This window comes from Sphaerisporangium viridialbum, from assembly GCF_049674955.1.
Lineage (GTDB): Bacteria > Actinomycetota > Actinomycetes > Streptosporangiales > Streptosporangiaceae > Sphaerisporangium > Sphaerisporangium viridialbum.
Map to the genome: position 1 here is coordinate 533,726 of NZ_CP187232.1, position 17,647 is coordinate 551,372.

19 protein-coding genes are annotated in these 17,647 nt (G+C 68.2%); 9 read left to right on the forward strand and 10 right to left on the reverse strand.

The genetic code is table 11. The features are described from left to right. Positions 1-255 precede the first annotated feature (255 nt). From ACOZ38_RS02485 to ACOZ38_RS02500, 4 genes are all read right to left on the reverse strand, one after another. Positions 256-873: an NYN domain-containing protein gene (locus tag ACOZ38_RS02485; RefSeq protein ID WP_424528519.1), complete on the reverse strand. Its 618-nt coding sequence runs from the start codon at positions 871-873 to the stop codon at positions 256-258. Positions 874-1,294: 421 nt separating this feature from the next. Beyond that, positions 1,295-1,753: a hypothetical protein gene (locus tag ACOZ38_RS02490; RefSeq protein ID WP_424528521.1), complete on the reverse strand. Its 459-nt coding sequence runs from the start codon at positions 1,751-1,753 to the stop codon at positions 1,295-1,297. Continuing rightward, positions 1,750-2,040 (reverse strand): hypothetical protein, encoded by a 291-nt coding sequence (locus ACOZ38_RS02495; RefSeq protein ID WP_424528523.1) that lies wholly within the window; start codon positions 2,038-2,040, stop codon positions 1,750-1,752. Before ACOZ38_RS02495 ends, ACOZ38_RS02490 begins: the two co-directional genes overlap by 4 nt. Continuing rightward, entirely contained in the window at positions 2,037-2,408 is a 372-nt protein-coding gene (locus tag ACOZ38_RS02500; RefSeq protein WP_424528525.1) for a hypothetical protein, read from the reverse strand. Before ACOZ38_RS02500 ends, ACOZ38_RS02495 begins: the two co-directional genes overlap by 4 nt. A gap of 229 nt (positions 2,409-2,637) precedes the next feature. On the opposite strand from ACOZ38_RS02500, the gene ACOZ38_RS02505 reads away from it, so the two are divergent. From ACOZ38_RS02505 to ACOZ38_RS02515, 3 genes are all read left to right on the forward strand, one after another. Then, the gene (locus ACOZ38_RS02505) at positions 2,638-3,849 is read left to right on the forward strand and encodes a helix-turn-helix domain-containing protein (protein WP_424528527.1); all 1,212 of its coding nucleotides are present in this window, start codon (positions 2,638-2,640) and stop codon (positions 3,847-3,849) included. A gap of 21 nt (positions 3,850-3,870) precedes the next feature. Further along, on the forward strand, positions 3,871-4,179 hold the full coding sequence (locus ACOZ38_RS02510) for a 4a-hydroxytetrahydrobiopterin dehydratase (protein WP_424528529.1): 309 nt from the start codon (positions 3,871-3,873) through the stop codon (positions 4,177-4,179). A 483-nt stretch (positions 4,180-4,662) separates the two neighbouring features. Then, complete coding sequence (locus tag ACOZ38_RS02515; protein WP_424528531.1) at positions 4,663-6,078, forward strand: hypothetical protein; 1,416 nt, start codon at positions 4,663-4,665, stop codon at positions 6,076-6,078. 246 nt (positions 6,079-6,324) lie between these two features. Here ACOZ38_RS02515 and ACOZ38_RS02520 read toward each other — a convergent pair whose 3' ends face one another. From ACOZ38_RS02520 to ACOZ38_RS02540, 5 genes are all read right to left on the reverse strand, one after another. After that, on the reverse strand, positions 6,325-6,624 hold the full coding sequence (locus tag ACOZ38_RS02520; protein WP_424528533.1) for a helix-turn-helix domain-containing protein: 300 nt from the start codon (positions 6,622-6,624) through the stop codon (positions 6,325-6,327). After that, a complete protein-coding gene (locus ACOZ38_RS02525) occupies positions 6,621-6,974 on the reverse strand; it encodes a type II toxin-antitoxin system RelE/ParE family toxin (RefSeq protein ID WP_424528535.1) in 354 nt (117 codons plus the stop codon). The genes ACOZ38_RS02520 and ACOZ38_RS02525 overlap by 4 nt, the downstream gene beginning before the upstream one ends. Before the next feature lie 70 nt (positions 6,975-7,044). Then, entirely contained in the window at positions 7,045-7,911 is an 867-nt protein-coding gene (locus tag ACOZ38_RS02530; protein WP_424528537.1) for an HAD family hydrolase, read from the reverse strand. Positions 7,912-8,090: 179 nt separating this feature from the next. Continuing rightward, a complete protein-coding gene (locus ACOZ38_RS02535) occupies positions 8,091-8,780 on the reverse strand; it encodes a DUF5667 domain-containing protein (RefSeq protein ID WP_405143610.1) in 690 nt (229 codons plus the stop codon). 120 nt (positions 8,781-8,900) lie between these two features. Continuing rightward, complete coding sequence (locus ACOZ38_RS02540) at positions 8,901-9,500, reverse strand: sigma-70 family RNA polymerase sigma factor (protein WP_424528540.1); 600 nt, start codon at positions 9,498-9,500, stop codon at positions 8,901-8,903. A gap of 229 nt (positions 9,501-9,729) precedes the next feature. On the opposite strand from ACOZ38_RS02540, the gene ACOZ38_RS02545 reads away from it, so the two are divergent. Next, positions 9,730-11,364, forward strand: coding sequence for an antibiotic biosynthesis monooxygenase (locus tag ACOZ38_RS02545; RefSeq protein ID WP_424528542.1), 1,635 nt, complete (start codon positions 9,730-9,732; stop codon positions 11,362-11,364). Positions 11,365-11,372: 8 nt separating this feature from the next. On the opposite strand, the gene ACOZ38_RS02550 is transcribed toward ACOZ38_RS02545, so the two are convergent. Further along, positions 11,373-11,621 (reverse strand): glutaredoxin family protein, encoded by a 249-nt coding sequence (locus ACOZ38_RS02550; RefSeq protein WP_405143613.1) that lies wholly within the window; start codon positions 11,619-11,621, stop codon positions 11,373-11,375. A 243-nt stretch (positions 11,622-11,864) separates the two neighbouring features. On the opposite strand from ACOZ38_RS02550, the gene ACOZ38_RS02555 reads away from it, so the two are divergent. From ACOZ38_RS02555 to hemB, 5 genes are all read left to right on the forward strand, one after another. After that, the gene (locus tag ACOZ38_RS02555) at positions 11,865-12,560 is read left to right on the forward strand and encodes a redox-sensing transcriptional repressor Rex (RefSeq protein ID WP_405143614.1); all 696 of its coding nucleotides are present in this window, start codon (positions 11,865-11,867) and stop codon (positions 12,558-12,560) included. Then, positions 12,557-13,900, forward strand: coding sequence for a glutamyl-tRNA reductase (locus ACOZ38_RS02560; protein ID WP_424528545.1), 1,344 nt, complete (start codon positions 12,557-12,559; stop codon positions 13,898-13,900). Before ACOZ38_RS02555 ends, ACOZ38_RS02560 begins: the two co-directional genes overlap by 4 nt. Continuing rightward, on the forward strand, positions 13,897-14,829 hold the full coding sequence (hemC, locus tag ACOZ38_RS02565; protein ID WP_424528547.1) for a hydroxymethylbilane synthase: 933 nt from the start codon (positions 13,897-13,899) through the stop codon (positions 14,827-14,829). The genes ACOZ38_RS02560 and hemC overlap by 4 nt, the downstream gene beginning before the upstream one ends. Before the next feature lie 50 nt (positions 14,830-14,879). Then, positions 14,880-16,508 carry a uroporphyrinogen-III synthase gene (locus tag ACOZ38_RS02570; protein WP_405152214.1) on the forward strand — a complete coding sequence of 543 codons (1,629 nt, stop codon included), beginning with the start codon at positions 14,880-14,882 and terminating at the stop codon, positions 16,506-16,508. Positions 16,509-16,584: 76 nt separating this feature from the next. Beyond that, on the forward strand, positions 16,585-17,604 hold the full coding sequence (hemB, locus tag ACOZ38_RS02575) for a porphobilinogen synthase (RefSeq protein WP_424528549.1): 1,020 nt from the start codon (positions 16,585-16,587) through the stop codon (positions 17,602-17,604). Positions 17,605-17,647: the final 43 nt, after the last annotated feature.

The window sequence follows — 17,647 nt, forward strand, 5'->3', positions numbered from 1 at the left end:
GCTGGCCGGCGGGCCATTGAGCCGTACGCCTGCTCAGGCCGCTCAAGCATCGTGGCCGGCGGCGACAGGTCAGGCGATCTCGGTCAGCCCTCGGCTTGCCGTGCCCTGAACATGCTCCAGCGAAGGCCGACGACCCGACCCTGGACTTCAACCCCACCGACCGGGTCCGCGAGCTGGTCCAGCAACAACTCAACCGCCTCCGCCTCCAATGCGGCCAGGCCTTCCCAATTCTTCATACCGCAGGTCGGCACACCGCTATTTCCAGTGATCAGGGCGCTTAAGAGTCGTCCCTGCCACGGTGATCGACTCAGGAAGCTGTGATTGGCGTACCTTGGCGAGCCCCAGAGGGAGAGTCGCGTCGCAGGCGCGCATAAGATCATGAGATCGTCGATTGGGAGGGAATACCGCGATCACCCGCACTGATGGTAAAAGCCGTTTGACGGAGCGTATCGCCGGACACATATCGCTGTCCGCAGAGATGATCAACGCGGTGTCATACCTGCCGCTTACCCCGTCTTCCAGCAGAGAGACTGCCAGAGAGACGTCGGTCTCCTTCTCCTCGTAGTCGGGCCAGCTTGATCTACATGTCTTACAGGTCTTGGTCTTCTGTTGGAACCGTCCCAGGACTATGTCCAGTGCCGGACAGTGGGCTTCCAAAGCTCTGAGGTATGTCCGTTGGCGGTGTTCGGATGGCGGGTCATTTCGGACACTCGCTGTGAAGTAGCGCACGCCCTCAAGGCGCTGGTGGGGTTTGAGGAGGCTACGTACGAGCTTGTCGAGATCGAGCCAGAGAAGGCGGCGGCCGTGTTGACGGATGCCGAAGTACAGATTGAACCCGTCAACATAGGCCATGACCCGCTCTGTGCCGTTCACCCTGAAGCTTTCTTGCGAAGAGGCCACTGAGGCCGTAAGATGAGCCAATACCCCGCCAGGGGCTTGCGCCTCTGGCCCGACGGCCCCTTCGGGGGCCGTTTCTTTTTCCTGGTGCAACGCTTCGTCGGGCTGTTGTTCGCCCTGAGATGCACTTTTGCTGCGGGTGAGTAGCGCCCCAGCGTGACCTTGAGTTTCCCCTGGCCTGCGGAGACTTTACCAAGGTCATACCTGGAGCGTCGGTGATTGCTTGATCGGGTCATCCGTATCTCGCGTGATGACCCGTGTGCGAGCGATGTCGGCATACTCGTGGCTGCCCTGCTTGGGCGTCTGGGCTCTCCTTGGACGGGGCGATGCGGCGGGCCCCGCCAAGCCTGGCTCAGGCCCGCCGCGCGTCTGTCGGGTGCGTCCGCGCTGGGTTGTTTCACGCGTCGGAGTAGCCGGTCTGGTGGGCGATCTCGTCTTGTACGGCCAGTTCCATCACGAGGGCTACCGCGTCGCCTCGGGCGATGCTCGGGACCAGGCCGGCCGCGCGCTGATCGTCCGTCAGCGGCCGGTGTCTGGTGGCCCACCATCCGCCCGGAGTGCCGTCCGCGCGCTTCACCCGGGTGATCCGCCAAGCGGGGTACGTCTGGTTCAGCGCGGCGAGCTGCTGCTCGACCAGAACGTTGATCTCTCTGGGCACGGGAGCTGTCGGGGTCGGCCGGCGCGCGGGCACGTACCCACCGACACCGCGCCCCGCTGTGGCCGGGAAGCCGTACGGGTCGCAGACCTGGCCGGTGTTGACTTGGTCGGCGTCGGCGTCGGCGTCGGCTTGGGCGGGCCTGGGTCGGATGGGCTCTGGCTGAGTGGGCTCGCGGGTGTGCTCGTTCGGGCCGGTCACGATGCCCTCACCGCAAGATCGACCAGCATGCCCATCGCATCCAGCTCGGCCTCGCGTATCAGCTCGCGTAGTTCCTCGACGGTGGGTGCGTCGACTCTGAGCGGCTTTGGTGCCTGCCAGATGGCGATGGCGACGAACCTGCGGCTACCCACGCCGTAGGAGATGTGCCAGGCGGGCTCCAACTGGTCAAGATGGGCGGCTGCCGCGCGTTTGGCCAGGTCCCAGCGCCGGGGCTGTACCTGGCCGGGACGTACGCCGATCCGGTGCCGTCCTGGTTCCCGGCTCACGTGGCCGCCCCAAGCCGGTACGGCTCGCGCCCGCCGATCAGGGGCGGCGTATCGGGCGCGCGACCCCGGCCGTGTGAGACCGGAGCGTCGCCCGTACGGGCATGGCGCCCTGGGGTGGCAGGCGGGTGGACCTTCAGCGGGCGGGTCGGCGCCGCGGCCGGGAAGGACGCGCACAGCCCCAGACGCCGCCGCGTGGCCAGCCTGGCGTGAACCTGGGCGACCGTGGGCTGTTCCCATTGGTGATGCCGGCGATGCGGCAGGCTCGAAGCGTCATGGGCGTACGGGGCGTGCCCGCACCACCGGCAGCCGAGCGGCAATGGTGGCCGGTCGGCCTGCCAGCGGATCCGGATGGCTCTAGCCTTGGTCATGGGTCGCACTCCGATGCGATCAAGGGACCCGTACGGCGTTATCGCGCCTGCGGGTTCCGCCTTTTAGGGGATGCCGTTCGAGACGGGGTAGCGGTTAGGCCACGTGGTGTCGTCGTCCGGCCACGATCAGTGAATCCCGGCGAAACCGAGGCGGGTAGACGGAGAATGGCGGAGACAAGGCGGAGACTTTTGTCTCCGCCCCTCGATCACCTCGGCGGAGGGTGCACTCATGACCGAGCTGCGGCGCCCACCCTTGGCGCTACGCCTTCAGGCCGAGCGTGAGGCCCGAGGATGGAGCAAGAAGGAGATGGCCCGCCGCCTGCTTTCCGCTGCCGGTTACGAAGGCGGATCGGCGGAGTCCCTCACCCGCCAGATCCGCGACTGGGAAGCCGGCAAGCACTTCCCCCGCGACTGGACCACCGCGTACGCCACAGCCTTCGGCGTTTCCGAGGACGATCTCCTTGGCGCGGCGAAGCCGAAGCGCCACGACATTCTGGAGATAGGTCTTACTACGATTGACCTCGCTCCTTACCCTCCCCACCAGGGCCCTGTAGCTCCGGAGCTCGTCATGTACTTCCTCGAACAGCTACCCGGCCATTACAAAGCCGACATGTGGCTCGGGCCCCGCCATCTCATCCCGACTGTCACGACCCAAGCGGAGCTCATCAAACAGCTCGCCCATGCTGCCGATGCGCCGGTACGTCGTGGCCTCCTGGGCGCGGGTGTCGCGTACGGAGCACTGCTGGGCTGGCTCTACCAGGACGCCGGCGACATCAATCGGTCCGGGTTCTGGCGGGCCGTCGCCCTGGACATGGCCCTTCGCTCTCAGGACCCGCAGCTCATCAGCTACGCCCTCACCAACAAAGCGATGCTCGCGATCGATGTGGGCGACGGACGCACCGTTGTCGACTATGCCGAGTCCGCCCTGATGGACAGAAGCAAGTTGTGCCCGAAAGTACGCATACTCGCGCTGGTCCACCAGGCGCATGGCAACTCAATGCTGCCGGCCAAGGACACGGACCTGGTAGACCGGCTGCTGGATGAGGCGGCCGCCCTTGTAGATCAGGTCGATGACGAGCATCCCTGGGGCAATGCCTGTCACCGTAGCCCCGGGTACATAGACGTCCAGCGAGCGACCGCCTATCTTCGACTGGGCCTCTACCGGGAGGCCGTCACGCTCTGGGATCGGATCCTGGGCACAGTGCCAGAGTCGGCACGGCGCGACAATGGCGTGTTCTGGGCACGCCAGGCCGGGGCTCTGGCTGAGGTGGCCGAACCCGAACGGGTGGTGCAGATCGCCACAGCGACTGCGGCGATGGTCCAGGAAACCGGATCAGCGAGGCTACGGCAGGAACTAAGGGCCATTCCTCGGCGCGCGACGGCCTGGGCGGGTACGGCTCCCGGCCGGGAGCTGGCTGAGATCATGTCTCAGATCGCGTGAGCCGTTGATGTGGAGACGCCGATGACCGTTCAGCCACTGTCCGAAGAGCAGATTGTCGCTCATCTGGCCGGACTACCCGGATGGGAGCGTCAGGGGGACGGCATCACCCGGACGTTCGCGCACACCTATCACGAGTGTGTACACATGGCGATGTACGTCGCGGCCAAGGCGCGTGAGGTCGGCCACCACCCCGACATCCACATCACCTGGCAGCGGATCCGTTTCGCAATCACCACTCACGACGCCGGAAACCGCCTTACGGCCAAGGACTTCGAACTTGCGGGCCACATCGATGCGATCGCCACCGGCCACGGGGCCGAACCGGCCTGAGATCAGTGACTGGTCAACCTCTGAGGTGATGCTGAGGAGCCGTGGCCACGTTGCGCTGCGGTCCGACACTTCGAGATCCGCCATGGTCCCGATTGTGATGAGGTTGGGAGCGAAGCTCCTGAAAACAGTCCGAGCGGAGCGAGGCCCTTTTCCTGGACGTGGCCGGGGCTCAGGCGGACCTCGACGTAGGCATTCTGCCTGCTCGACGATTGGTTCGCTACCGCGTCGCTATCAGGAGGCCCGCCCTCATGTAAGCCCCCAATTTCGTCACTCTTGGCCGTCACCCGGTCGATGGTGCCAGCGGCGAGTTCCGGTCCGGGCATCGGCGGTCACGCAGAGTACAGGCGTAGCATGGTGATGTTACATTCGGCGCGATAGTCGTGGGTGGGCTGGTTTCTCGGGGGGATACGTAGTCGAGAGATTTTCTCGGGGGTACGTATGTGCTCGTCCCAAGGTCCTCGCAGTAGAACGGTCGTTATTGCGTTGCTAACGATCGTGGTAACCCTGGCGGCTGCCTGCGCGCCGCGGTCGCTGGCCACCCGGCAGAGTGCGGTGGTTGGCGTGACACAGGCGCCGGCGTTGCCTGGCGCGCAGCCGATCTCAGCGAATGACCGGGTGTATACCGCCGACCAGGATTCCAACACGGTTAGTGTGATCAATCCGAAGACCGACACGGTGCTGGGCACGATCGCACTGGGCAAACCGCGCATGGACGTCGACGCGGATATTCTTGGCGCGATGTACGACGGGGAAATCGACGTCCACGGCCTCGGTTTCTCGGGCGATGGCCGGTACCTTGACGTCGTCGACGTCACCACCAACGCCGTCCACGTCATCGATACCGCCACCAACGCCGTCGTGCACACCATCTACCTTGACCGCGCCCCACACGAGGGATTCTTCTCCGCTGATGGAAACGAACTGTGGGTCGCCGAGCGAGGCGTGGACACCGTCGCGGTCATCGATTGGCGCCATGACCGGGTCATCGCCCGCATCCACTCCGAAGACGGCCCGTCGAAGGTGGTCTTCAGCCCGGATGGCCGGCGGGCCTACGTGAACCATCTGCGGGCCGAAGCCTTCGATGTCATCGATGTGCCCAGCCGCAAGATCATCCAGCACGTCACGGTACCGAACGTTGCTGGTGGTTCCTCCGACGAGGCGATCTCCCCCGACGGCAAAGAGATCTGGTTGGGCATGCCGGACAACGGCTATACCACCGCCGTGGTCAACGCGCAGACGTACAAGGTTGAGGCCGTCTTGAACACCGGCCCGCGGACCAACCACCCTAACTTCGTCACGGTCGATGGCGTGAACTATGCCTACATGACCGTGGGCGACCTCGGTCAGACCCTCGTCTATCGGCGCTCGACCACCGGCGGCCCACCGACGCTGGTCAATCGCATCCAAAACCACGGCCTCGGTCCGCACGGTATCTGGCCCAGCCCGGACAACACCCGCATGTACGTGGCGCTGCAGTACTCCGACGCAGTCGACGTGATCGACACCAGATCCATGAAAGTGATCGATACCCTGCGCATTGGTCAGTCCCCGATGGCGTTGGTCTACGTCGCCCGCACCAGCCCAGGCAGCACCGCACACCTCGGTCAGCAGGGCTTGGGCATGCGCGTCGAAAACCACCCCATCGAAGTGCAAGGAGCCCCCGGGGCGGCGGGGAACGCCCAAATCCGGGCACTTCCCGGAGTCGATGAAGTGGTCATCGACGTCCGGGGCCTACCGGCGAACCGTGCCTTCACCGTGTACGCCACCCGCGGCAACAACGCCACCGCGCTGCTGACCGCACACAGCAACGAGATGGGTGTGATCCCCGAAGCACTGGCCTTCGTCTCCTTCTTCGCTAATCACTACGACAAGATCGTCCTGCGACCCTCTACGGGATGACGGTTCCAGTGTGCGTTTCCCCTCGTAGCGTGGACACATCCTCGCGCATCCCTCGCACGGCCTTGCCAAGCTCGTAGGCGATCCGTGTGGCTTCGTAGGCCTCGACCGCACCCGGCTCGGCCATCCGGCGATCTCTGAGCTCACGCCAGCTCGACTGCCCGCTCATACGTCTCCTCCTCATCGGGAGTATGCGCCTGCTCGGATCGAGGTTGGGAGCGAAGCCCTTTCCCTAGACGTGACCAGGGCTCAGGCCGCTGGAGCGCGGGGGGTCAGGCGGACCTCGACGTTCGCGTCCAAGGCATGCGCCAGCCGTTCGAGAACGGGCAGCGTGGGGATTGTTCCGCCTGCCTCGAATCGTGCTATCGCGGATTGGGTCATGCCGGCCTCGCGCGCCAGGTCACTCTGACTCCAGCCGCGTGCCTCGCGCATCCCTCGCACGGCCTTGCCAAGTTCGTAGGCGATCCGTGTGGCTTCGTAGGCCTCGACCGCACCCGGCTCGGCCATCCGGCGATCTCTGAGCTCACGCCAGCTCGACTGCCCGCTCATACCGTCTCCTCCTCATCGGGAGTATGCGCCTGCTCGATGCAACGGCGCAGAGCCCGTCTAGCACGCTCGACTTCGCGATGCTCGCGAGGTCGCGTCTTCTGGAACACGGTCAACAGCACGATGCGTCGGCCGGATGCGATCCAATACGTCACCCTTACAGCAGCCTCATCGAGATGGAAGCGCAGTTCGCGTAGCTTGCCGTCCAGTTGCTTCGTATACGGCTCTCCCAGCAGAGGACCTTCCGCCGCCAACAAGTCAACATAGAAAGCAGCTCTCGCGAACAGCTCCATGGGCAGATCTTCGAGCCATTCCTGAACCTCTGGTTCCAGCTCTACGGTACCCCAAGTCATAGCGATGATGCTATGGACGACTACCCTCTGCTGTCTCGGAATTCGTTTCGGTAGTCGACTGAGGCCCTTGTCAGGAGGAGCGGTAGTGCTTTCTCAGGGCTATGGCGGCGGCTACGCCGCCGGCGATGGCGCCGGCGCCCGCTGCGATGGGGAGGCCGATCATGGTGGCCTTGCGGCCGGTGCGGAAGTCCCTGATCATCCAGTTGTTGTCCCTGGCGTGCTCCAGCAACTCGCTGTCGGGGTTGATCGCGCAAGGGTGGCCGACGAGCTGGAGCAGAGGAAGGTCGTTCGCCGAGTCGCTGTAGGCCGTGCAGCGTGACAGGTCGAGGCCCTCGCGCCGGGCCAGGGCCTTCACGGCCTCGGCCTTCGCCGGTCCGTGCAGCAGGTCGCCCACCAGGCGGCCGGTGTAGACGCCGTCCTCGGTCTCGGCGACCGTGCCGAGCGCGCCCGTGAGGCCGAGGCGCTGGGCGATCACCCGAGAGAGCTCGACAGGCGTGGCGGTCACGAGCCACACGCGCTGGCCGGCGTCCAGGTGGCTCTGGGCGAGGGCGCGGGTGCCGGCCCAGATGCGGTCGGCCATCACCTCGTCGTAGATCTCCTCGCCGAGCCGTACGACGTCGTTGACCTTGAGCCCGACGACGAAGGCGAGCGCGGTCTCCTTGGCCTGCGCGATGTGCTCGGGGTTCTCGTTGCCGCGTACGCGAAACAGCGCCTGGCCCACCGCGAACCTCAGCAGGTCCTTGGTGGTGAACAGCCCCCGGGAGGCCAGACCCCGGGCGAAGTGGTAGATCGAGGCGCCTCGCATCATCGTGTTGTCGACATCGAAGAACGCCGCTGCGGTCGGGTCGGGATCGGCGATGGGCGCGGCCACGGCGGCCGCGGCAGCGACCTCTCCGGCCATCTCCGCCTCGGTGCGCCGTCGCAGTAACCGCCTCATAGCACCTCAGCTTAACTGGGAGCAGGGGGTGGAGTCGGTGTACGTGGCGTTAGCGTGGCGTGACGTCTGGCGCACGTCATAGGGTGCGCCCAGGTAGGCGGACCTGAGGGAGACAGGAAGATCGTGCAGGTCATGGGCGTGTCCCGCCTACGTCGTGAAGAGGCGTCCTCCCGCGTACGTCACGGGGTCAGGTCGTCGATCATGTCCAGGTACGCGCTGGCCTTCATGCGGTCGTCGTCGCCGAGCTGGGGGATCATCGGCTCCACCACGTCCCGCTGCTCCTCGGTGAAGCGCTTCAACGCTGGCGCGTGCGTATCCGGGCGCTTCACGTGGCCCAGGGCGGACAGGGCCGAGCGGGTCGTCGAGGTCATCTCGTCCAGGGTCGGCCCGATCAGCTCGGAGCGCCGGGAGTCGGGATAGCCGAGCAGCGCGGCGGCCTCCGTGGCGCGGGAGTGCGCGGCGCTCAGCTCGCGCTGGGCGCGCTCCACGTCGTCGGTCGTGAGGCTGAGCAGGGTGGCCTCCGCCGCGCGCTTGATCGGGTAGAGGCGGTCGCCGGGCACCGAGCCGTAGGTCTCCACCCCGGTGAAGAGCATCAGGCCCGTCACCGTCACGATGAGCGCCCCCGGGCGCAACCGCACCAGCATGGGGATGCGACGCGCGTGCCGGGCGGTCTCGGGAGCGGTCTCCGGGGTGGTCGCCTGGGCGGCGAGCAACTCTCCACGCAGCCGGGCGCGGAAGTCGGGCCGAGGGCCGTGGCCGGGCTCGGCGCCGATCTCGTTGAGCCGGGACACGAAATGGGCTTGGGGCTCCCGTCGCGTGGCGGCCGCCCAACGCCTGAGCAGCCACCGCGTAGGCCCCCACTTGCCCATGAAAGCTCCCTGCCGCGCGCACTACGATGATCCATAGGTGCTACTTGCCCAACGATGCGGGGAGCCCTCAGGTTACGGCTGCCCTGCTCACTCCGGTCTCCTCACGAGCGTCACCATAGGTCAACTCAGGTCGTCCGGGAGTGCCCTGGCCAGGGCGCGGATCGCGCGGAACTGGAGGGCCTTGATCGCGCCGCTCTTCTTCCCCATGATCAGCGCCGTCTCGGCGAGCGACATACCGTGCAGGAAGCGCAGAACCACGCATTCCTGCTGTTCTGGTCCGAGATCGCGCACCGCCCGAAGGATGCGTTCGTTGATCATGGTCGTGACCACGGCGTTCTCGGGGATGTGCGGGCCGTCCATCGGGGTGTCCAGCACCTCGGCGGTGGAGACCTCCATGCGGTAGCGGGCGGACTTGAAGTGGTCGGTCACGAGGTTCCTGGCGATCGTCACCAGCCAAGCGCCGAAATCCCTGCCCTGCCAGGTGAAGTCGGCGATGCGCCGGAGGGCGCGCAGGAACGTCTCGCTGGTCAGATCCTCCGCGAGGGCGTGGCAGCCGACCCGGAAGTAGACATAGCGATACACAAGATCGACGTATCGGTCGTACAACGCCGCGAAGGCGTCGGCGTCGCCGGTTTTGGCGCGGAGGACCACTCTCCGGAGCTCATCGATGTCCGGGGAGGGGCGCTCCCGCTGGTCAGCGGCGGCGCGCGTGGAGTTCACAGTGTCGGCCGATCCTGGAGGGGAAAGCCCGGCGACCGACCATGAGTTCGACATCCGGTATCCCTGGGGAGGAAAGGGAAGGGCGCGTGCGTGCTCGAACACTCTAGAAATCATCGGGAAATTACACAATCCACTTTGCCTCAGTAACTACCACGCGTAACAGGAGTGATGCGGCAGTTCGGGCATCGGCTACCGGTTTGGAGGTAATGTCCGGCAGAGTTGGGCCATCATGGAAGTCCTCGTTGCCGTCACCGCCTTCGCCGGTGCACTGTTCGCCGCCATCACCACTGGCATCCTGGTCGGACGTCTCCGGGACGAACGGAGCGGCTGGCTGATCGCCTGGACCATCACCACCTCAGCGCTCTGCCTCGCACTCGGCGCGGTCGCCGTCGGGCACCTGATGAAGTTCGGGCCCGTCACCTTCCGCGTCTACCAGATCACCGGAGCCTTCCTGGCGCCGTTCTGGCTCGCGGTCGGCATGATCCAGATGCTTGCGCAGAAGGCGCCCGCGAAGTTCGCCGCCTGGCTGCTGGGCATCGCGTTCACGCTGATCACGACCGTGATCCTGATCCTGGACCCCATCAGCGACCCCGACAAGTTCGCCTACACCCTGCCGCTCGGCGACGTCCACTGGACCATCATCCCGACGGCCCTGCTGAACGCCGCCCACGCCCTCACGTACCTGATCCTGATCGGCTGCCTCATCGTCGCGGTGCTGCGCTGGCGCAATGGGGACGACCTCGACGCCGACAACATGCACGCGGGCGTGGTGCTGGCGCCGACCGGGCTCGCCCTGGTGGGCGCCGTCCGCTTCGCGATCCCCGGCGTCTTCGCGGCGCTCGTGATCACGCTCATGGTCGGGGCCGTGTGGTACGCCGTCGCCCGCCCGCTCGCGCCGTACGACGAGGAGCGGGACGACTCCGACGACGATGACTGGGACGACGAGCGCCCGCCCTTCCGCCGACAGGCTCCCGAGGCCGCGTACGAGTCCGGGCCGCTGCCCGCCACCCCCGCCGCCGCCTCGACGCCGCCTCCGCGACGCTCCGGCCTCGGCGACCTCGTGGCGGAGTACCGCGCGGGCGACCAGGGTGATGTGGACTTCGCCGCCCGCATGCAGCCCTCCGGCGGGTACGGCGCCTCGGGCGGCCCGAGGACCGGCGAGGTCATAGGCCCGGACACGGCCGGCGGCCTCCCCGGACAAGGCCTCCCCGGACAAGGCCTCCCTGGTCAGGGCCTCCCTGGACAAGGTGGGCCCGGCCTCGGAGGCGTGACCGGGTCCAACATGCCGGGCCAGCCCGGGTCGCGGCACGCCCAGAACCCACTTCCCGGACCATCCGACCCGGGCTACCCCGGGCAGAACGGGTCGCACCACGCTGGGCAGCAGGACTACTCCATGCCCGCCACCGGCGCGCTGTTCCCCGGCAACGAGCTGCAGCCGCCCTTCGGAGGACGTCTCGACCAGGCCGCCGCCGCCTCAGGAGGAGGGCGCCGCGCCGACGTGCCGCTCGTGGCCTCCGGCTCGGTCAGGCCCTCGCCCAGCATCTACGGCCTGCTCACCGTCTTCACGCTGATGGACGGAGCCGGTGAGGCGTTCGACCGCCTCGCCGAGGAGACCGTCGAGGCCGTACGCCGGAGCGAGCCGGACACGTTGATCTTCATCTGCCACGCGGTCAAGTCGGCGCCGCTCCAGCGCATCGTCTACGAGCTCTACCGCGACGAGGTGGCGTTCACCGAGCACCAGCGACAGGCGCACATGGAGCGCTTCGCCCGCGAGCGGGTGGCCCACGTGCTCGCGGCGAACGTGATCGAGCTGAACGTCAACGCCGCCAAGGTGGTGCCGCTGCCCACGGCGTTCCGCGTCTGAGGAAAGAGCTACGAGGTCAGGGCGGCGCGGAGGCGGGTCTCGTCGACGCGCCAGAAGTCGTGCTGCACGCCGTCGATCAGCGTGACGGGGATCATCTCCCAGTAGTCCCGCTGGTCGGCCTCGGAGGCGGTGATGTCGCGCTCCTCCCAGGAGACCCCGAGATCGGCGGCCACGCGCTGGATGACGGCCCTGGCGTCGTCGCACAGGTGGCACCCGGGCTTGCCGAGCAGGGTGATCGTGTGGTCTCGCGGAGCCATGAGCCCAGCCTAACGGCCCCACCGGCCGTGTCATGGATCACAGTCATGAGGGCCGGATCCCGGACCGCCACCCCTACCTGGGAAAGTTGACACCCGAGAGTCCGCGCTCGCACTTTGTGCATAGCTTCACAAAGGTACTAACCTGGATGCCTGCGCCCTCTCGTCGACATCCGTCAACCGCGAGCGCGGCCGGGGGCGCACCGGCCGCCCGTCCCCTGGAGTTCCGGCCAAGTGATCCGCCGCATGTCCCAAGCGCGTGAGCGTGGCATCCCCGATGCGACCGTCGCGAGGCTTCCGCTGTACCTGCGCGCTCTGAACGGGCTCGCGGAGCGGGGCATCGCCACGGTGAGCTCGGAGGATCTCGCGGTCGCTGCCGGAGTCAACTCCGCCAAGCTGCGCAAGGACCTGTCGCACCTCGGGTCGTACGGCACGCGCGGCGTCGGCTACGACGTCGAGTACCTGATCTACCAGATCTCCCGCGAGCTGGGCCTCACCCAGGACTGGGCCGTGGCCATCGTCGGGGTGGGCAACCTCGGACGGGCGCTCGCGAACTACGGCGGGTTCGTCTCCCGGGGCTTCCGGGTGGCCGCGCTGTTCGACGCCGACACGAGCGTGGTCGGCGAGCGCCTGGTCGGCATGGCCGTCGACCACATAGACCAGCTCGAAAGCGTGATCGACAAGCGGGGGGTCTCGATCGTGGTGATCGCCACACCCGCGACGGCGGCGCAGCAGGTGGCAGACCGGGTCATCGCAGCCGGGATCACGAGTATCTTGAACTTCGCCCCCGTCGTGCTGACCGTGCCTGACGGAGTCGATGTCCGCAAGGTCGATCTCTCGATCGAACTGCAAATTCTTGCGTTTCATGAGCAGCGCAAAGCGGATCGCGAAACAGGGAGTCCCATGATGGCCGGAGACTGGGCCGAGGCGATGGACGCATGAGCCTTCTCGCGGTTGGTCTCAGCCACAGGACAGCGCCGGTGGCGCTGCTCGAACGCGTCGCGGTGACCGGCGACGCCCTCGTGAAGCTCCTGCACGACCTGCGGAGCGACGCGCACGTGTCCGAGGTCATGATCGTCTCCACGTGCAACCGGGTCGAGGTCTACGCCGACGTCGACCGCTTCCACGCCGGGGTGACCACCGTCACCGACCTTCTCAGCGACCACTCCGGGGTCCCCCAGGAGCAGCTGACCCGCCACCTCTACGTCCACTACGAGGACCGCGTCGTCGAGCACCTGTTCACGATGGCCTGCGGTCTCGACTCGATGGTGGTGGGCGAGGGGCAGATCCTCGGCCAGGTGCGCCAGTCGCTGCGGCTGGCCCAGGAGCAGGGCACAGCGGGCAGTGTGCTCAACGAGCTGGCCCAGCAGGCGCTCCGTGTCGGCAAGCGCGCCCACACCGAGACCGGCATCGACCGGGCGGGCGCCTCCCTCGTCGGCGTCGGCCTCACCCTCGCCGAGCGCGTCCTCGGCCCGATCGCGGGCAGGCGGGCGCTCGTGGTGGGCGCCGGGTCGATGAGCGCGCTGTCCGCGGCGACGCTCGCCCGCGCCGGGGTAACCGACATCGTCGTCGCCAACCGCACCTTCGAGCGCGCCGCCCGCCTGGCCCAGACCGTCGGCGGCCGTGCCGTCGAGCTGGCGGAGGTCGAGCGCGAGCTGCCGGGCGCCGACCTGGTCATCTCCTGCACAGGAGCGGGTAGCGTTGTCATCGGCACCGAAATGGTGGCGCGAGCCGTACGCGAGAAGCCGCTCTTCCTGCTCGACCTCGCGCTCCCGCACGACGTGGACCCAGGCGTGCGCACGCTTCCGGGCGTCACGCTCGTCGACCTCGAGTCGATGCAGGAGGCGGGGGTCGGTGATCAGGGCCAGGGCGGCGGCTCCGACGACATCGTCGCGGTCAGGTCCATCGTGGCCGCAGAGGTCTGCGAGTACCTCCGTGCCGAGCGCGCGGCCAAGGTCACGCCGACCGTGGTGGCGCTGCGGGCCAAGGCCGCCGACGTCGTCGAGGCCGAGCTGGGGCGCCTCGTCACGCGGGTGCCCGAGATCGACGGGCGGCTGCGCGGTGAGATCTCCCAGACCGTCAGGAGGGTCGTGGACAAACTGCTCCACGAGCCGACTGTGCGTGTCAAAAGGTTGGCGGCGTCCCCAGCGGGCGATCATTATGCTGAGGCGCTGCGCGAGCTGTTCGACCTGAACCCGAAGGTGCCCGAGGCAGTGACGAGAGCCGACGTGGCCGAGGTGGAGACCGACTTGACCGGTCGAGCCGGCGAGGAGGAGGCATGACCGAGGGCCTGATCACAGCGCGGAGCGTCCTCCGGCTGGGCACCCGGCGGAGCCTCATGGCGACCACCCAGTCGCAGCTCGTGGCCGACCGGCTGACCGAGCTGACAGGGCGTCCTGTGGAGCTCGTCGGCGTCACGACCTTCGGCGACGTCACCAAGACCCACCTGGCGCAGCTCGGCGGCACCGGCGTGTTCGTCAGCGCCCTTCGCGACAAGCTGATCGATGGTGAGATCGACTTCGCGGTCCACTCCCTCAAGGATCTGCCGACCAAGCCCGACCCGCGCGTCGTCATCGCGGCCATACCGCCGCGCGACGACCCGAGGGACGCGCTCGTCGGCTCCGCCAAGCTCGTCGACCTGGCCCCCGGCGCCCTGGTGGGCACCGGCTCCCCGCGCCGCGTGGCCCAGCTGCGCGTGCTGCGGCCCGATCTCGAGTACGTCCCGATCCGCGGCAACGCCGACACCCGCATCGGCAAGGTGACCTCCGGAGAGCTGCGGGCCATCGTGCTCGCCGCGGCCGGGCTCGGCCGCATCGGGCGCGAGACCGAGATCTCCCAGCTCTTCGAAGTTTCCGAGATGCTTCCCGCGCCGGGGCAGGGGGCGCTCGCGGTCGAGTGCCGCGCCGGCGACGCGGCGCTGATCGAGTTGCTCGGAGTGCTCGACGACCCGCGCACACGCGCCGCGGTGACCGCCGAGCGCGCCGTGCTCGCCACCCTCGAAGCCGGTTGCAGCGCGCCCGTAGGTGCGTACGCGGCCGATGACGGGCACATTCTCAACCTGACCGCCGCCGTGGTCGCCTTCGATGGCACACGGTCGGTGCGCAAGTCCACCGCCGGTGATCCCTCGGCAGCCATGGAGCTCGGACGCGAACTCGCGACCGCCATGATCTCCGAGGGGGCCGGCATGTTGATGGGGGAGCGGACCCATTGAGCTCCGGAAGCAAGACCGGCAAGACGGCCGACACCACGACGGCCGGCACCATGACGGATGAGAGCGGCGAGGCAGTGGAGAGGAGCGCGGCCACGACGGGTGCGACGGAGACGGCCGGTGAGCGCCCTGCCGGGTTCGTCGCCTTCGTGGGAGCCGGGCCGGGTGACGAGAACCTCCTCACCCTGCGCGGCGCCGACCTGTTGTCACGGGCCGACGTCGTCGTCCTCGACAGGGAGGCGTACGGGGCTCTGCTGCGCCACTGCTCCGAGGACGTCAAGGTCGTGGACGTCGCCGGCGAGATGGGCGCGGTGTCGTTGAAGGCCGTGCAGGAGGCCAAGGCGGGGTGCCGTGTCGTGCGCCTGTGCGCGGGCGATCCCGGCTTCTTCTCCTCGGTCACCGAGGAGGTGGCGGCCTGCGCCAAGGCGGAGGTCGACTTCGAGATCGTCCCCGGCGTGCCGCCGGCCACGGCGGTGCTCACCTACGCGGGCATCGCGCCGGCCGTGGCGGTGCCGGAGTTCCGCATCGTGGACGCCACCCAGGTCGACGACTGGTCGGTCCACGCCGCCTCCGCGGGCACCGTGGTGATCTACAACGGCATCACCGAGGCGGTCGCCATCGGCAAGGCCCTCATCGCCGGGGGCAAGCCCGACACCACCCCGGTGGCCGTGACCCAGAGCGGCACCACCACCGAGCAGTACACCGTGGTGTCCTCGCTCGGCAGGCTCGCCGCCGACCTCAAGCACGCGGGCATCGCCGAGCCCGCGCTGATCGTCGTGGGCGACGCGGTCGGCACGCGCGACCGCCTGTCGTGGTTCGAGAACAAGCCGCTGTTCGGCTGGCGCGTCCTCGTTCCCCGCACCAAGGAGCAGGCGGCCGGGCTGTCCGAGCAGCTCCAGTCGTACGGCGCGGTGCCGGAGGAGGTGCCGACGATCTCCGTGGAGCCGCCGCGCACCCCCCAGCAGATGGACCGCGCCATCAAGGGCCTGGTGACCGGCCGCTACGAGTGGGTGGCGTTCACCTCGGCCAACGCCGTCAAGGCGATCAGGGAGAAGTTCGAGGAGTACGGCCTCGACGCGCGGGCGTTCGCCGGCCTGAAGGTCGCGGCCGTCGGCGAGGCGACCTCCAGGGCGCTGGTGGAGTTCGGGGTCAAGCCCGACCTCGTGCCGGTGGGCGAGCACTCCTCCGAGGGGCTGCTCGCCGAGTGGCCGCCGTACGACTCCATGCTCGACCCGATCAACCGGGTCCTGCTGCCCCGGGCGGACATCGCGACCGAGACGCTCATCGCCGGGCTCACCGAGCTCGGCTGGGAGTGCGACGACGTGACCGCCTACCGCACGGTGCGGGCGGCCCCGCCGCCCGCCCCGATCCGCGAGGCGATCAAGGGCGGCGGCTTCGACGCCGTGCTGTTCACCTCGTCCAGCACGGTCAGGAACCTCGTCGGCATCGCGGGCAAGCCGCACAACGTCACGGTGATCGCGGTCATCGGTCCGCAGACCGCCAAGACCGCCGAGGAGTTCGGCCTGCGGGTCGACATCATGGCCGACAACCCCTCGGCGTCGGCGCTGGCGTCCGCGCTGGCGGAGTACGGCGCCAAGCAACGTCAGGCGGCCGTCGCGGCCGGTGACGTCCCCCGGCGGCCCTCGCAGACGCGCAGGGGTGCTCGCCGCCGGGCCAGATAACCGAACAGTCGATTTCCCCATCGTCGCGCCTCGCGCGTACGCGAGATCCGGGACAGGGTCGGGGAGGGGAGACAGGATGAGCAACGCGGAGTTTCCGGTGGCACGGCCTCGGAGGCTGCGGCGCACCGCGCCCATGCGCCGCATGGTGTCGGGCACTCGGCTGCACCCGGCCGAGCTGGTGCTGCCGATGTTCGTCAAGGAAGGCGTGAGCGACCCCCAGCCGGTCACGTCGATGCCGGGCGTGTTCCAGCACACGCGCGACTCGCTGCGCAAGGCCGCCCACGAGGCGGCGGAGGCGGGCGTGGGCGCGCTGATAGTGTTCGGCATCCCGGCCGTCAAGGACGCCAGGGGATCGGCGGGCGACGACCCCGAGGGCATCGTCCAGCTGGCACTCGGAGACCTGCGCGCCGACCTCGGCGACTCGATCGTGGTGATGAGCGACACCTGCCTCGACGAGTTCACCGACCACGGGCACTGCGGCATCCTCACCGCCGACGGCGAGGTCGACAACGACGCGACCCTGGAGCGCTACGCGTCGGTGGCGGTCGCCCAGGCGGCGGCGGGGTCGGAGGTGGTCGCCCCCAGCGGCATGATGGACGGCCAGGTCGGCGCGATCCGCGCCGCGCTGGACACCAACGGCTTCTCGCACATCCCGATCCTCGCGTACTCCGCCAAGTACGCTTCGGGCTTCTACGGGCCGTTCAGGGAAGCGGCCGAGTGCGCTCCGCGGTTCGGGGACCGCAGCGGCTACCAGCAGGACCCCGCGGGCCCGGTGGGCGAGGCGCTCCGCGAGGTGCGCCTCGACCTGGCCGAGGGCGCGGACGCCGTCATGGTCAAGCCCGCGCTGGCCTACCTGGACATCCTGCGGCAGGTCCGCGACAGCGTAGACGTGCCCGTAGCGGCCTACCAGGTGAGCGGCGAGTACGCCATGGTCGAGGCGGCCGCGGCCAACGGCTGGATCGACCGCGAGCGCATCATCATGGAGTCGCTCATCGCCATCCGGCGCGCCGGAGCGGACATGATCCTCACCTATTGGGCTACAGAAGTGGCCAGGAGACTATCCGGACGGGCCATTTCCGGGGGTCGGGTCACCTGACCCGGTCGCCATCGGGCATCATCGGGGAAAGGCAGGGTGGGGG

What these genes read in the sequence shown, in the direction of transcription:
- ACOZ38_RS02560 (WP_424528545.1), top strand. Translation starts at nt 12,557, where the DNA reads ATGAGCCTTCTCGCGGTTGGTCTCAGCCACAGGACAGCGCCGGTGGCG.
- ACOZ38_RS02505 (WP_424528527.1), top strand. Translation starts at nt 2,638, where the DNA reads ATGACCGAGCTGCGGCGCCCACCCTTGGCGCTACGCCTTCAGGCCGAG.
- hemB (WP_424528549.1), top strand. Translation starts at nt 16,585, where the DNA reads ATGAGCAACGCGGAGTTTCCGGTGGCACGGCCTCGGAGGCTGCGGCGC.
- ACOZ38_RS02525 (WP_424528535.1), bottom strand. Translation starts at nt 6,974, where the DNA reads ATGACTTGGGGTACCGTAGAGCTGGAACCAGAGGTTCAGGAATGGCTC.
- ACOZ38_RS02555 (WP_405143614.1), top strand. Translation starts at nt 11,865, where the DNA reads ATGTCCCAAGCGCGTGAGCGTGGCATCCCCGATGCGACCGTCGCGAGG.
- hemC (WP_424528547.1), top strand. Translation starts at nt 13,897, where the DNA reads ATGACCGAGGGCCTGATCACAGCGCGGAGCGTCCTCCGGCTGGGCACC.
- ACOZ38_RS02570 (WP_405152214.1), top strand. Translation starts at nt 14,880, where the DNA reads ATGACGGATGAGAGCGGCGAGGCAGTGGAGAGGAGCGCGGCCACGACG.
- ACOZ38_RS02545 (WP_424528542.1), top strand. Translation starts at nt 9,730, where the DNA reads ATGGAAGTCCTCGTTGCCGTCACCGCCTTCGCCGGTGCACTGTTCGCC.
- ACOZ38_RS02500 (WP_424528525.1), bottom strand. Translation starts at nt 2,408, where the DNA reads ATGACCAAGGCTAGAGCCATCCGGATCCGCTGGCAGGCCGACCGGCCA.
- ACOZ38_RS02520 (WP_424528533.1), bottom strand. Translation starts at nt 6,624, where the DNA reads ATGAGCGGGCAGTCGAGCTGGCGTGAGCTCAGAGATCGCCGGATGGCC.
- ACOZ38_RS02535 (WP_405143610.1), bottom strand. Translation starts at nt 8,780, where the DNA reads ATGGGCAAGTGGGGGCCTACGCGGTGGCTGCTCAGGCGTTGGGCGGCC.
- ACOZ38_RS02510 (WP_424528529.1), top strand. Translation starts at nt 3,871, where the DNA reads ATGACCGTTCAGCCACTGTCCGAAGAGCAGATTGTCGCTCATCTGGCC.
- ACOZ38_RS02550 (WP_405143613.1), bottom strand. Translation starts at nt 11,621, where the DNA reads ATGGCTCCGCGAGACCACACGATCACCCTGCTCGGCAAGCCCGGGTGC.
- ACOZ38_RS02530 (WP_424528537.1), bottom strand. Translation starts at nt 7,911, where the DNA reads ATGAGGCGGTTACTGCGACGGCGCACCGAGGCGGAGATGGCCGGAGAG.